The organism is Pseudomonas fluorescens group sp. PF-1 (assembly GCF_054481335.1).
Genome location: NZ_JBTMNG010000002.1, coordinates 2,909,683 through 2,922,322, shown reverse-complemented (window position 1 = coordinate 2,922,322; position 12,640 = coordinate 2,909,683). Strand labels below are relative to the sequence as shown.

Annotated in this window: 12 protein-coding genes; 10 read left to right on the top strand and 2 right to left on the bottom strand. The window is 62.6% G+C overall.

The window, feature by feature from the left end; all coding sequences use genetic code 11:
• The first annotated feature begins 27 nt into the window (after positions 1–27).
• Complete coding sequence (locus ACX3YD_RS28330; RefSeq protein WP_458961616.1) at positions 28–1,137, top strand: DNA alkylation repair protein; 1,110 nt, start codon at positions 28–30, stop codon at positions 1,135–1,137.
• On the opposite strand, the gene ACX3YD_RS28325 is transcribed toward ACX3YD_RS28330, so the two are convergent.
• Positions 1,118–1,690 (bottom strand): cytochrome b, encoded by a 573-nt coding sequence (locus ACX3YD_RS28325; RefSeq protein ID WP_103404260.1) that lies wholly within the window; start codon positions 1,688–1,690, stop codon positions 1,118–1,120. The genes ACX3YD_RS28330 and ACX3YD_RS28325 overlap by 20 nt on opposite strands.
• Positions 1,691–1,874: 184 nt before the next feature.
• Here ACX3YD_RS28325 and ACX3YD_RS28320 point away from each other — a divergent pair, with 184 nt between their 5' ends.
• The 7 genes from ACX3YD_RS28320 to ACX3YD_RS28290 are packed head-to-tail and all read left to right on the top strand — an operon-like array spanning position 1,875 to position 8,187.
• The gene (locus tag ACX3YD_RS28320; protein WP_047528145.1) at positions 1,875–2,552 is read left to right on the top strand and encodes a thermostable hemolysin; all 678 of its coding nucleotides are present in this window, start codon (positions 1,875–1,877) and stop codon (positions 2,550–2,552) included.
• Positions 2,542–4,023: an AMP-binding protein gene (locus ACX3YD_RS28315; protein ID WP_458961615.1), complete on the top strand. Its 1,482-nt coding sequence runs from the start codon at positions 2,542–2,544 to the stop codon at positions 4,021–4,023. Before ACX3YD_RS28320 ends, ACX3YD_RS28315 begins: the two co-directional genes overlap by 11 nt.
• Entirely contained in the window at positions 4,020–4,694 is a 675-nt protein-coding gene (locus ACX3YD_RS28310) for a TenA family transcriptional regulator (protein ID WP_458961614.1), read from the top strand. The genes ACX3YD_RS28315 and ACX3YD_RS28310 overlap by 4 nt, the downstream gene beginning before the upstream one ends.
• The gene (locus ACX3YD_RS28305; protein ID WP_047528140.1) at positions 4,681–5,490 is read left to right on the top strand and encodes an SDR family oxidoreductase; all 810 of its coding nucleotides are present in this window, start codon (positions 4,681–4,683) and stop codon (positions 5,488–5,490) included. Before ACX3YD_RS28310 ends, ACX3YD_RS28305 begins: the two co-directional genes overlap by 14 nt.
• Positions 5,487–6,131 (top strand): tetratricopeptide repeat protein, encoded by a 645-nt coding sequence (locus ACX3YD_RS28300; RefSeq protein WP_458961613.1) that lies wholly within the window; start codon positions 5,487–5,489, stop codon positions 6,129–6,131. The genes ACX3YD_RS28305 and ACX3YD_RS28300 overlap by 4 nt, the downstream gene beginning before the upstream one ends.
• Positions 6,132–6,142: 11 nt before the next feature.
• Complete coding sequence (locus ACX3YD_RS28295) at positions 6,143–6,805, top strand: response regulator (protein WP_458961612.1); 663 nt, start codon at positions 6,143–6,145, stop codon at positions 6,803–6,805.
• Positions 6,802–8,187 carry an ATP-binding protein gene (locus ACX3YD_RS28290; RefSeq protein WP_458961611.1) on the top strand — a complete coding sequence of 462 codons (1,386 nt, stop codon included), beginning with the start codon at positions 6,802–6,804 and terminating at the stop codon, positions 8,185–8,187. The genes ACX3YD_RS28295 and ACX3YD_RS28290 overlap by 4 nt, the downstream gene beginning before the upstream one ends.
• Positions 8,188–8,207: 20 nt before the next feature.
• Here ACX3YD_RS28290 and ACX3YD_RS28285 read toward each other — a convergent pair whose 3' ends face one another.
• A complete protein-coding gene (locus ACX3YD_RS28285; protein ID WP_458961610.1) occupies positions 8,208–9,104 on the bottom strand; it encodes a LysR family transcriptional regulator in 897 nt (298 codons plus the stop codon).
• 118 nt (positions 9,105–9,222) lie between these two features.
• On the opposite strand from ACX3YD_RS28285, the gene ACX3YD_RS28280 reads away from it, so the two are divergent.
• Positions 9,223–10,869 (top strand): GMC family oxidoreductase, encoded by a 1,647-nt coding sequence (locus tag ACX3YD_RS28280; RefSeq protein WP_458961609.1) that lies wholly within the window; start codon positions 9,223–9,225, stop codon positions 10,867–10,869.
• Between the two features lie 106 nt (positions 10,870–10,975).
• On the top strand, positions 10,976–12,598 hold the full coding sequence (locus ACX3YD_RS28275) for an MFS transporter (protein ID WP_103404253.1): 1,623 nt from the start codon (positions 10,976–10,978) through the stop codon (positions 12,596–12,598).
• The last annotated feature ends 42 nt before the right edge of the window (positions 12,599–12,640 follow it).

Here is a 12,640-nt window from a genome sequence, read left to right as displayed (position 1 = left end):
TGCATAACGACTGCAAAGGAATCCACAATGGCTGCTGATTCATCCTCCCCCGCCCTCAAGGAAATCTTCAACACCGAACGCCTCCAGCACATTGCCACCGAGATGACCGCGGTCCATCCCGGGTTCGACGCCAAGGCGTTCCTGAAGCTGGCCAGAGCCGGTCTGGCGGAACTGTCGGTGATGCAACGCATGGCCCGTGTCAGCGAATGCCTGCACGCGGTGCTGGCGCTGGACTTCGAGGCCTCTCTGCCGGTGTTGCGCGCCCTCGCACCGCGCCTGAACAGCGGCTTCGTCAGCATGTGCCTGCCGCACTACGTCGCGACTTATGGCGCCGAGCGATTCGAACTGTCGATGGACGCGCTCAAGTACTTCACCGCCTTCGGCTCTTCGGAATTCGCCATCCGTCACTTCCTGCGTCGCGATCTGGAGCGTTCCCTCAAGCGGATGCATGAATGGTCGCTGGACGCCAACGAACACGTCCGGCGCCTGGCCAGTGAAGGCTGCCGGCCACGGTTGCCGTGGTCGTTTCGCCTGGAATCGATCCAGGCCGAGCCACGCCTGGCCGCCGCCATTCTCGACAACCTCAAGGCCGACCCCAGCCTGTATGTCCGCAAGTCCGTGGCCAATCACCTCAACGACATCACCAAGGACCATCCCGAGTGGGTACTGGACCTGATCGAAAGCTGGTCACTGGATAACAAACACACGGCGTGGATCGCCAGGCACGCGCTGCGCAGCCTGATCAAACAGGGTAATCAAAGGGCACTGGCCATCATCGGCGCCAGCGGCAAGCCTGAAGTCGAGATCATCGACCTGCAGGTCAATCCGCCGGTGATTGACCTGGGGGAAAAAATCACCCTGTCCTTTGCCGTCAAATCCACGGCAGAGGTCAGCCAGCGCCTGGTGATCGACTACGCCGTCGACTACGTCAAGGCCAACGGCAGCACGTCGGCGAAGGTGTTCAAGCTCAAGGCCCTGACATTGCCTGGCAATGCCACCGAATCCATCGCCCGCCGCCAGCACATCAAGGAACTGACCACCCGTCGCCACTATGCGGGCCGGCATGCGGTGCATGTGTTGATCAATGGCGAACGGGTGGCGAGTTCAGCCTTCGAGATCAGGGTTGGCGCTGGTTGAGCGCATCCCGTGAGCGACCGGGCAGCATGCGCGTCAGGGTGTTGTCCTGGACCCAATAGTGATGGAACAAGCCTGCCGCCGCATGCAGGCCGATCAGCCAGTAGCCCGCATTTCCGAGCAGCTCGTGCCAGTGCTTGAACTGTTTGGCCAGGTCGGGATCGACAGACACCAGTGCCGGCAGGGCAAATTCAAAATAGGGCATCGGTTTGTCGCCTGCCGACAGCATCAGCCAGGCCAGTAACGGCGTGGCAATCATCAGCACATACAGCGCCAGATGCATCAGGTGCGAAACACCGGTCTGCCAGGTGGGCGGCGCCGGCGTGATGGGTGGGCGCGGGGTCAGCCGTCCGAGCAGACGGATCCAGACCAGGGCAAAAATACTCAAGCCGAACACACCGTGCAGCCCGAGAAAAAAACTCCTCCCCGTACTGCCACGGGGCAGCAACCCCTTGATTTCGATGCAGGCGTATACGCCGACAAACAGCGCCAGCATCAGCCAGTGCAGCGTGATAGACAGTTTTCCGTAACGTTGTGCCGTTGAATCGCGGGTCATGGTGGGCCTCGTGAGTGTCAGTCCAGGCTGGCGACTCATTCGCACAACCTGATCGAGCGCTACCCTGCCAGCCCAATCTTAAGCGAACCTGAAGACGACGTGATTTAACTTTTTTCTCACCTTCAGACTCCGTTAAGAAATGCTTCCGATACTCCTCCCAATCTTCCCCGGGAGGCGTCTTTCAATGCCCCATTCCTACTGGAACATCCCTTTGCCTCTGCAGTTCGGCCAAGCGGAAACACCGCAGATGAGCCTGGCCAGAGCGTTGCCGGATGACCCCCAGCGCAAATCGTTCGAAACCTATATCCAGCAACGTTTCCGCAAGGCCCACGGCGCCGACATCCGCCATTTCATGCCGGAGCTGTTCGGCATGAGCAATGACGCGGGTGAGCTCTGCGCAGTGGCCGGTGTGCGCCTGGCCAATGAAGGAGAGCTGTTTCTGGAGCGTTACCTGGACGAACCGATCGACCCGCTGATCAGCGCCGCGGCTGATCGCCCGGTGGAACGGGCCGGTATCGTCGAAGTGGGCAATCTGGCGGCCAGTGACACCGGCAGCGCACGAATGAGCATCATCGCCATCACCTACCTGCTGGCCATGGGTGGCCTGGAATGGGTGGCGTTTACCGGCAACATTGGCCTGGTCAACAGCTTCCACCGGCTCGGTTTGAAGCCAGTGACCCTGTGCGCCGCCGACCCGGCGCGACTGGGCGAGGACCGACACAGTTGGGGCAGCTATTACGAGAGCAAGCCTTGGGTGCACGTCGGCAATATCCGCGCCGGATTCATTCATTTGCGCAATATCGGACTGTTCGGTCGCCTGGGTTTGCCGACGTCCATGGAGGGGTTCAACCATGTCGCCTGAAATGCAACGATTCGACCGGATCCTGCGCCGTCACGCCGAAGAAAAACCCCTTGGCATCGCCTTGCGGGGCGATCAGTCGAAGCTGGACTACGCCACCCTCTACACCGAGGTGACGAGCCACCGACAGCGCCTGCGCGATGAGAACGTCAAGGTGGTCGCCTTGGCGCTGGACAATGGCGTCGAAGCGATGCTCTGGGACCTGGCCGCACTGTTTGAAGGCCTGACGTGCCTGACGTTGCCACCGTTCTTCAGCCCCGCCCAACGCAACCATTGTCTGGAGCAGAGCCAGGCCGAACTTGTGATCGCCGGGCCGGAGCTGGACAGCGACCTGCGAGCGAGCGGATATGAGCGCACCGGCGAGTTCTGGCGCCGCACCTTCAAGGGGCCCGAGCGGATGCCCGAAGGCACCGCCAAGCTGACCTTCACGTCCGGCACCACCGGCACACCGAAAGGCGTCTGCCTGAGTGCCGAGAGCATTCTGCAGGTGGCCCGCGAACTGGAACTGGCCAGCCGGCCCAGCCAGCCGCAGCACCACCTGGCCCTGCTGCCGCTGGCCATCCTGCTGGAAAACATCGGTTGTTATGCGGCGCTGTACGCGGGGGCGACCTTGAGCCTGCCCAGCCAGAAAACCCTGGGCATTCAGGGCGCCAGCGGCGTGGATGTACCGCGCTTGCTGGGGTGTCTGGCCGCCCGTGCACCGCAGAGTCTGATTCTGGTGCCGCAATTGCTGTTGATGCTGGTCAGCGCCGCCGAGCAGAAAGGCTTCGACCCACAACACCTGCGTTTTGCCGCGGTGGGCGGTGCGCGGGTTGCCACGGAGTTGCTGCAGCGGGCGCAACGCGTGGGCATACCGGTCTACGAAGGCTATGGTCTGTCGGAGTGCGCGTCAGTGGTCTGCCTCAATCGGCCGCAGGCATGTCGCCCCGGCAGCGTCGGCCGGCCCCTGCCCCATGTGCAAATTCGCCTGGCCGACGACGGTGAAGTGCTGATCAAGGGGTCGACGCTGCTCGGCTACCTGGGGGACGCACCGCACACCGATCAATGGTGGTCCAGTGGCGATCTCGGCGAATTCGACGCCGAGGGCTTCCTTTACCTCAAGGGGCGCAAGAAGCATCAGTTCGTCACCAGCTTCGGTCGTAACGTGAACCCCGAGTGGGTCGAGGCCGAATTGACCCAACGTCGTCATATCGCCCAGGCGTTCGTCTACGGCGAAGCCATGCCCCACAACCATGCGTTGCTCTGGCCCCATCGCCCCGACTGCCCGGACGAGCAACTGGCCGCCGCCGTGGCCGAGGCCAACGCGGACTTGCCCGACTATGCCCGGGTCCATCACTGGACCCGCCTGGATCAACCCTTCACCCCGGCCAATGGCCTGCTGACCGCCAATGGCCGCCCCCGCCGCGACGCCATTGTCGAGCGATACCGGGCACAACTGACCGAATCTGCGTTTTCAGAGGACACCGCATCATGAGTTTTTTTGACGCACTGCAAGAAGCCACCCACCAGGAACGCCATGAACTGTTCAACCTACCGGTCATTCGCGATGCCCTGGAGGGCAAGGTCAGCCTGGAAAGCTACCGGGCGTTCCTGACGCAAGCCTACTACCACGTTCGCCACACGGTGCCTCTGATGATGGCCTGTGGCGCGCGCCTGCCCTCACGCCTGGAATGGCTGCGGCAAGCGGTGTGCGAGTACATCGAGGATGAATACGGCCACGAACAGTGGATCCTCAACGACATCGAAGCCTGCGGTGGCGACAAATCCGCTGTCCGCGACGGTCGCCCTTCGCTCCCCATCGAGTTGATGGTGAGCTTTCTCTACGACCTGATTGCCCGGGGCAACCCGGTGGGTCTGTTCGGCATGGTCAACGTGCTGGAAGGCACCAGCATCGCCCTGGCCACCCACGCCGCCGGCAGTATTCGCGAACGCCTGGACTTACCGGAAAGCGCCTTCAGCTACCTCAGTTCCCACGGTTCACTGGATATCGAGCACATGCAGACCTACCGTCGCTTGATGAACACGCTGGACGACCCGGACGATCAGGCCGCCGTCATTCACGCCTCCAAGGTGGTGTACAAGCTCTACGCCGACATGTTCCGCGGTTTGCCACGTGACGAGGAGAACGCCCATGCGCCTGTCTGAAGCTCGTGTGGTATTGACCGGTGCCAGCGGCGGCATAGGCCTGGCCATCGCCACGGCCTTGTGCGACAGCGGCGCCCGGGTTTTGGCCGTGGCCCGGCATCGACAACCGTTGGAACCGTTGCTCGAGCGTTACCCCAATAACCTGTGCTGGATCGCGGCTGACCTGACGTCGCTCGCGGACCGCAACGAAGTTCTGGCCGAGGCCGAAAGCATCGGTGGCATCAACCTGTTGATCAATGCCGCCGGGGTCAATCATTTCGCCATGCTCGAACAACTCGATGACAGCGAGATCAACGCGATGCTCGCGCTGAATGTCGGTGCACCGATCTGCCTGACGAAAACCCTCTTGCCACTGCTCAAGCAGGCAACCAGCGCCATGGTGGTCAACGTCGGGTCAACCTACGGTTCCATCGGCTATCCCGGCTACGCCAGCTATTGCGCCACCAAGTTCGCGTTGCGCGGTTTTTCCGAAGCCCTGCGCCGGGAGCTGGCGGACACCCGGGTCAGTGTGCTCTACGTCGCCCCGCGTGCCACCCGCACCAGCATGAACAGCCCGGCGGCGCAGGCGCTCAACGATGCCCTGAAGTCCAACGTCGACGACCCGCAAACCGTGGCCGCCGCCGTGATTCACGCCATTGCCGGTGACCGTCGCGATTTGTACCTGGGCTGGCCGGAACGTTTTTTCGTGCGCCTCAACAGCTTGCTGCCCAATCTGGTGGACCGAGGCCTGCGCAAGCAATTACCACTGATCCGTAGCTTGAGTCAGAAGTCCGACAAGGAGAATCTCAAACCATGAACAAAATCGCCGCTTACCTGCTGCTGGGCGCCTTGAGCCAAAGTGCCTGGGCACTGGATGCCGCCGACGAGCAACGTCTGCTGGGCATTCAGCAAAACTGGGCACACATTCAGTACGAACTGCCCGAGGGCCAGCGAACCGCGGCTTTCGAAAAGCTTGCCGCCCAGGCCTCGACCTTCACCCAGGAGCGCCAGAGCGTCGCGGAAGCCTGGATCTGGTCCGGGATCGTTACCAGCAGTTGGGCCGGCGCCCAGGGCGGGCTTGGCGCACTGAGCAAGGTCAAGGAAGCCAAAGTCGACCTGGAAAAAGCCCTGGCCCTGGACCCCAAGGCGCAGCAAGGCTCGGCCTACACCAGCCTTGCCGCGCTGTATGATCGCGTACCCGGCTGGCCGATCGGCTTCGGCGACGCGGACAAAGCCGAGCAGTTGCTCAAAACAGCGTTGCAACTGAACCCCAATGGCATCGACAGCCTGTACTTCTGGGGCGATCACCTTTACCGTCAAAAGCGTTACACCGAAGCCAAGGCAGCCTTGCAAAAAGCCCTGCAAGCGGCGCCCAGACCGGGCCGCGAAACCGCTGATGCCGGTCGTCGCAAGGAAATCGAGGCATTGCTGGTGGACGTGAATAAAAAACTCGGCTGACAGGAGTCCGTGTGCGCTTACTACTGGTTGAAGATGACGTGGCTCTGGGCGAAGGCATCCATCAGGCCCTGAGCCGTGAGGGCTACACGGTCGATTGGTTGCAGGACGGCAACAGCGCCTTGCATGCGTTGCTCAGTGAATCCTTCGATCTGGCGGTCCTCGACCTTGGCCTGCCGCGCATGGACGGCCTCGACGTGCTGCGACGGCTGCGCGACAGCGGCTCCAACCTGCCGGTGCTGATCCTCACGGCCCGCGATGCCACCGAGGACCGCATCGCCGGGCTGGATGCCGGGGCCGACGATTACCTGATCAAACCCTTCGACCTGGCCGAGTTCAAGGCCCGCCTGCGGGCCTTGTTGCGGCGCAGCGCCGGCCGCGCGCAGATGCTGATCGAACACGCCGGCATCACCCTGAACCCCGGCACCCAGCAAGTCAGCTATAACGGCGAGCCGGTCGCCCTGACGCCCAAGGAATATCAACTGCTGCACGAACTGCTCTCGCCACCCGGCCGGGTGATCACCCGCGATCATCTGATGCAATTGCTGTACGGCTGGAACGAAGAAGCCGAAAGCAACACCCTGGAAGTGCACATCCATCACCTGCGCAAGAAATTCTCCACCGATCTGATCCGCACCATACGTGGGGTCGGTTACTTGGTGGAGGAGCGTCGATGACTTCGATCCGGCGTCGCACCCTGACGCTGATCATTGGCCTGATGCTCACCGGTCTCGCCGTGATCAGCGTGCTCAACCTGCATGACAGCAACCATGAAATTGCCGAGGTCTATGACGCTCAACTGGCCCAGAACGCCCGGATGCTGCAGGGCGTGATGCGCATGCCGCTGGCCAGTAAGCAACACGCCGAGCTGTATCAGGCGTTCAACCAGGCCCTGAGCGAAGCGGAGCCAAAGGTCGATGGCCATCCCTATGAAACCAAAATCGCCTTCCAGGTCTGGAACCGCAAGGGCGAGGTGTTGGTGCACACCGTCAGCGCCCCCTCATTCACCGCGCCGCCCGCCACGCCGGGCTTCAGCGACGTGGTGGACCTGAACAACCGCCACTGGCGCGCCTTCCTGCTCGAAGACAAACAGAATGAGCTGCGGATCTGGGTCGGTGAGCGCGACGACGTACGCGCGGATCTGGTGGATCGCATCGTGCGTCACACCCTGTGGCCGAACATATTGGGTAGCCTGGTGCTCGCGGCGATGGTCTGGATGGCCATTGGCTGGGGCCTCAAGCCCCTGGCCGACATGGCAGAGACCCTGCGGGCACGCCACAGTGGCTCGCTCGAGCCTTTGCACCTGACGCCCCTGCCGAGCGAACTCGAACCGATGCAGGCGGCACTCAACCGCATGCTGGCGCAGATTCAGGAAGTGCTCGGCCGAGAGCGGCGCTTCATTGCCGATGCCGCCCATGAAATGCGCACGCCCCTGGCAGTCTTGCGGGTGCACGCGCAGAACCTGATGGAGGCCGGCACCGAAGAGGAGCGCCACGAGTCCCTGGCGTTCCTGATCGCCGGCGTCGATCGCACCAGCCGCCTGGTCAACCAGCTGTTGACCATGGCCCGCCTCGAACCCAAGAACCAGACGCCGGCACTGCACGCTATCGACCTGACCGAAACCGTCCGTGACAGCCTGGTCCAGCTCACACCCTGGCTTCTGAGCAAACATCTGGAACTGGCCTTCGACGCCAGTGACCGCCCCTGCCAGGTCTTCGCCGACGCCGCCACCCTCGACATCGCGCTGAACAACCTGATCACCAATGCCGCGAACTTCTCCCCCGAGCACGGCGTTATTACCGTGCAGTTGAGTCAGGCCGATGGTTTCTACGCGCTGAGTGTCCTGGATCAGGGACCGGGTATCGACGAAGCGGATCGCGCACGTGTGTTCGAACGCTTCTACAGTCGTGGTAACGCCCAAGGCGCGGGACTGGGGCTGACAATCGTCAACACCATTGCCCATCGACTGGGTGGACGCATCACCCTGGTCAACCGACCTGAAGGCGGGTTGCAGGCAACCCTGACGATTCCGGATGCCCGGCCAATCAGTACTGCCTAGCGTCCCCTTGGGAGCCGTCCCTAGAGGGGGTTGGGGCCGAGCAACAAGCCCTGTTCCCGTTCACACAATTGCACCACGTAGTCCCACAACACGCGCAGCCGCACGGATTTGTGCAGCTCGCGGCGGGTGCTGATCCAGTAGCTGCGCTGGATGCTCTCCTCCGGCAGCAACGGCACCAGTCCGGGATCGGCGCCGGCCATGTAACACGGCAGCACCGCGATCCCCAGGCCCGCGCGCGCGGCCTGTTGCTGGGCGATGACGCTGGTGCTGTGGAACACCACCCGCGGGTTGCGGCAGAAGCTGTTGAGGAACATCAGTTCCTGGCTGAACAGCAAATCGTCGACGTAACCGATCCACGCATGCCGGCCCAGGTCTTCGCGGCTACGCAGCGCCGGCGAACGGTCGAGGTACTCCTGGCTGGCGTAAAGCGCCAGGCGATAGTCGGTGAGTTTGCGGGTGACCAGCATGTCGGCGGCCGGTCGTTCGAGGTGGATGCTGATTTCCGCCTCGCGGTTGAGGATGCTGACGAAACGGGGCACCGCCACCAGTTCCACCTCCAGCCCCGGATAGCGTTCGAACAGGCCATTCATGCGGCTGGCCAGGAACATGATGCCCAGTCCTTCCGTGACCCCGACCCGGATCTTGCCCAAGGGCGCCGTGGATTGGGTGATTTCCTCCTGGGCCAGCAGCGCGACGTTCTCCATGGCTTCGGCGTGCTTGAGCAGCGCCTCGCCGGCCGGTGTCAGCTCGTAACCCTGGGCATGCTGAACGAACAGCGCGGTGCCGAGGCTTTTTTCGATGGCCTCGATGTGCCGCGCGACGGTGGCGTGGGTCGTGTTCAAGCGCCGGGCTGCGGTCAACAAACGTCCGCTGCGCTGTAATTCGAGAAAAAACCGCAAGTCATTCCAGTCGAACATGAATCGTCCTTGTTTACAGGTGTTTAAAAACGCACAGCAGCTGCGTAAAAACTAACATTCTTTTGACGAAAGCTAACAACTAGGATGGATCAACAAGAACAACAACATGAGGTCAGGGATGCAGACTTCCCTTGATGAGTACGACTACATCGTGGTCGGGGCCGGCCCGGCCGGTTGTTTGCTGGCCAATCGGCTGTCGGCCAACCCGCAACACCGCGTACTGCTGCTCGAAGCCGGCGGCCGCGATAACTATGCGTGGATTCACATCCCGGTGGGTTACCTGTTCTGTATCGGCAACCCGCGCACCGACTGGTGCTTCAAGACCGAAGCCCAACCCGGCCTGCAAGGCCGAGCCCTGAGCTATCCACGCGGCAAAGTGCTCGGTGGCTGCTCCTCGATCAACGGCATGATCTACATGCGCGGCCAGGCGGGCGACTACGACAGCTGGGCTGCGGAGGGCAATCCGGGCTGGCGCTGGCAAGACGTCCTGCCGCTGTTCAAGAAAAGCGAAAACCACTTTGCCGGCGACTCGGCGTTTCACAGTGGTGCCGGCGAGTGGCGGGTCGAACGCCAGCGCCTGTCCTGGCCGATTCTCGATGCCTTCCGCAGCGCCGCCGAGCAAAGCGGCATCGCCAGCATCGATGACTTCAACCAGGGCGACAACGAAGGCTGCGGCTACTTTCAGGTCAATCAAAAGGCCGGGGTCCGCTGGAACGCGGCCAAGGCGTTTCTCAAGCCCATCCGCCATCGCCCCAACCTGACCGTGCTGACCGGCGTCGAAGTCGACCGCGTGCTGTTGGACAATGGCCGCGCTGCAGCGGTCGTCGCTCGCTGGCAGGATCAGGCCAGGACCTTCAAGGCTCGCAAGGAAATCGTCCTGAGCGCCGGTTCGGTCGGCTCGCCGAGCATCCTGCAGCGTTCCGGGATCGGCCCTCGCCCACTCCTGCAACGGCTGGGCATCGGCGTCGCGCATGAACTGGCCGGCGTCGGCGGCAACCTGCAGGATCACCTGCAATTGCGCCTGATCTACAAACTGGAAAATGCCCGCACCCTGAACCAGATCGCCGGCAGCCTGTGGGGCAAGATGGGCATGGGCCTGCGCTATCTGTATGACCGCAGCGGCCCGCTGTCCATGGCGCCCAGTCAGCTCGGCGCGTTCGCTCGTTCGGGGCCGGAGCAGACCTCGGCGAACCTGGAATATCACGTGCAACCGCTGTCGCTGGAGCGCTTCGGTGAACCGCTGCACGCCTTCCCCGCCTTCACCGCATCGGTCTGCGACCTGCGCCCGCAGAGTCGCGGCCGGGTGGAAATCCGCTCCGCCAACCCGCAGGACGCGCCGCTGATTCAACCCAACTACCTGAGCCATCCGGAGGACTTGCGCGTCGCGGCCGACGCCATTCGCCTGACCCGGCGCATCGTTGCCGCACCGGCCTTGAAGGCCTTCAAACCGGTGGAATACCTGCCCGGCGACCGCCTGCAAAGCGAAGAAGAGCTGCACGAAGCCGCCGCCCGGATCGGCACCACGATTTTCCACCCGGTCGGCACTTGCCGCATGGGCAATGACACGCACGCAGTGGTCGATGCCGAACTGCGCGTGCACGGCATCCCCGGCCTGCGCATCGCCGACGCCTCGATCATGCCGCGCATCACCTCGGGCAATACCTGTTCGCCCACGCTGATGATCGCCGAGAAAGCGGCACAACTGATCCTCAACCCCCACACAAGGAGCATCACCGAGACAAAGGAACGGGTCACACACCCGTGAACCCTGCACAAACGCGTACATCCGATACATCGAAGTAGCGGCGCCCGCCCACAAAGCCGGCGTCGACAGTGGAACAACAAAAACAATCACTGTGAGGGATACCGATATGTCAGAACACGTTCAGCCCCTGGAGAGCTTACGCAGCGTGCGTACCAGCCAGGACACCCAGAAAGTCATCTTCGCCTCCTCGCTCGGGACAGTCTTCGAGTGGTATGACTTTTTCCTCTACGGCGCCCTCGCGGCGGTGATCAGCAAGCAGTTCTTCGCCGGGGTCAACGACACCACGGCGTTCATCTTTGCCCTGATGGCCTTCGCCGCCGGCTTCATCGTGAGGCCGTTCGGCGCCCTGGTGTTCGGTCGGTTGGGGGACATGATCGGACGCAAGTACACCTTCCTCGCCACCATCGTCCTCATGGGCCTGGCGACCTTCTGCGTCGGCCTGCTGCCCAATTACGCGAGCATCGGCATCGCCGCGCCGATCATCCTCGTGGCGCTGCGCATGCTTCAGGGCCTGGCCCTGGGCGGCGAGTACGGCGGCGCCGCGACCTACGTCGCAGAGCACGCGCCCATCGGCAAACGCGGCTTCCACACCAGCTGGATTCAGTCTACCGCCACCCTTGGCCTGCTGTTGTCGCTGCTGGTGGTGCTCGGTTGCCGTTACTTCACGGGCGATCAGTTCGAAGTCTGGGGCTGGCGCATCCCGTTCCTGTTCTCGATCATCCTGCTGGGCATCTCGACCTGGATTCGCCTGAGCCTGCACGAGTCGCCTGCCTTCGTGAAAATGAAAGAGGAAGGCAAGCTCTGCAAGTCGCCGATCCGCGACTCCTTCGGTAAATGGGAAAACCTCAAGGTCGTGCTCATCGCCCTGTTCAGCATCAACGCCGGGCAAGCCGTGACCTTCTACGCCGCGCAGTTCTATGTGCTGTTCTTCCTCACCCAGTTCTTGAAAATGGACCCTGCCGTCGCCAACGGCCTGCTAATTGTCAGCGTGACCCTTGGTGCGCCGTTCTTCATCTTCTTCGGCTGGCTGTCGGACAAGGTCGGGCGCAAACCGGTGCTGATGATCGGCCTGCTGCTGGCCACCGCGCTGTACTTCCCGATCTTCAAGACCCTGGCCCATTACGCCAATCCGGCCATCGACCAGGCCAGCCGTCAGGCACCGATCACCGTGCTGGCCGACCCGGCCACCTGCACCTTTCAGTTCGACCCAGTGGGCAAGGCCAAATTCGACAGCCCGTGCGACAAGGTCAAAACCTTCTTGGTCAAACAGGGCTTGCCCTATACCAGCGCCGTGGCGCCGGCCGGCAGCACTGTGCAGGTCAGCGTTGGCGACGTGAAGATCGACGGGTTTGACGAAGCGGCATTGCGCGGCGCCGTCACCCTCGCCGGCTATCCGCAGCAAGCCGACATGCAGCAGATCAACAAACCGATGATCGTCGCGCTGATTGTCGCTCTGATCATCATTTCCGCGATGTGCTACGGGCCGCTGGCGGCGCTGATGGTGGAGCTGTTCCCGACGCGCATCCGCTACACCTCGATGTCCCTGCCCTACCACATCGGCAACGGCTGGTTCGGCGGTTTCCTGCCGACGGTGTCGTTCGCGTTGGTGGTGTACACCGGGGATATCTTCTACGGGCTGTGGTATCCGGTGGTGATCACCGGCGTCAGCCTGGTGGTGGGATTGATCTGTTTGCGCGAGACCCGCAACGTCGACCTGCACAAAAATTAAGGGAAGACCGTAACTAACGGTAGGAGCGAGCAGGCTCGCTCC

Coding starts and splice junctions, on each gene's coding strand:
- ACX3YD_RS28330 (WP_458961616.1), top strand. CDS start 28: ATGGCTGCTGATTCATCCTCCCCCGCCCTCAAGGAAATCTTCAACACC.
- ACX3YD_RS28325 (WP_103404260.1), bottom strand. CDS start 1,690: ATGACCCGCGATTCAACGGCACAACGTTACGGAAAACTGTCTATCACG.
- ACX3YD_RS28320 (WP_047528145.1), top strand. CDS start 1,875: ATGCCCCATTCCTACTGGAACATCCCTTTGCCTCTGCAGTTCGGCCAA.
- ACX3YD_RS28315 (WP_458961615.1), top strand. CDS start 2,542: ATGTCGCCTGAAATGCAACGATTCGACCGGATCCTGCGCCGTCACGCC.
- ACX3YD_RS28310 (WP_458961614.1), top strand. CDS start 4,020: ATGAGTTTTTTTGACGCACTGCAAGAAGCCACCCACCAGGAACGCCAT.
- ACX3YD_RS28305 (WP_047528140.1), top strand. CDS start 4,681: ATGCGCCTGTCTGAAGCTCGTGTGGTATTGACCGGTGCCAGCGGCGGC.
- ACX3YD_RS28300 (WP_458961613.1), top strand. CDS start 5,487: ATGAACAAAATCGCCGCTTACCTGCTGCTGGGCGCCTTGAGCCAAAGT.
- ACX3YD_RS28290 (WP_458961611.1), top strand. CDS start 6,802: ATGACTTCGATCCGGCGTCGCACCCTGACGCTGATCATTGGCCTGATG.
- ACX3YD_RS28285 (WP_458961610.1), bottom strand. CDS start 9,104: ATGTTCGACTGGAATGACTTGCGGTTTTTTCTCGAATTACAGCGCAGC.
- ACX3YD_RS28280 (WP_458961609.1), top strand. CDS start 9,223: ATGCAGACTTCCCTTGATGAGTACGACTACATCGTGGTCGGGGCCGGC.
- ACX3YD_RS28275 (WP_103404253.1), top strand. CDS start 10,976: ATGTCAGAACACGTTCAGCCCCTGGAGAGCTTACGCAGCGTGCGTACC.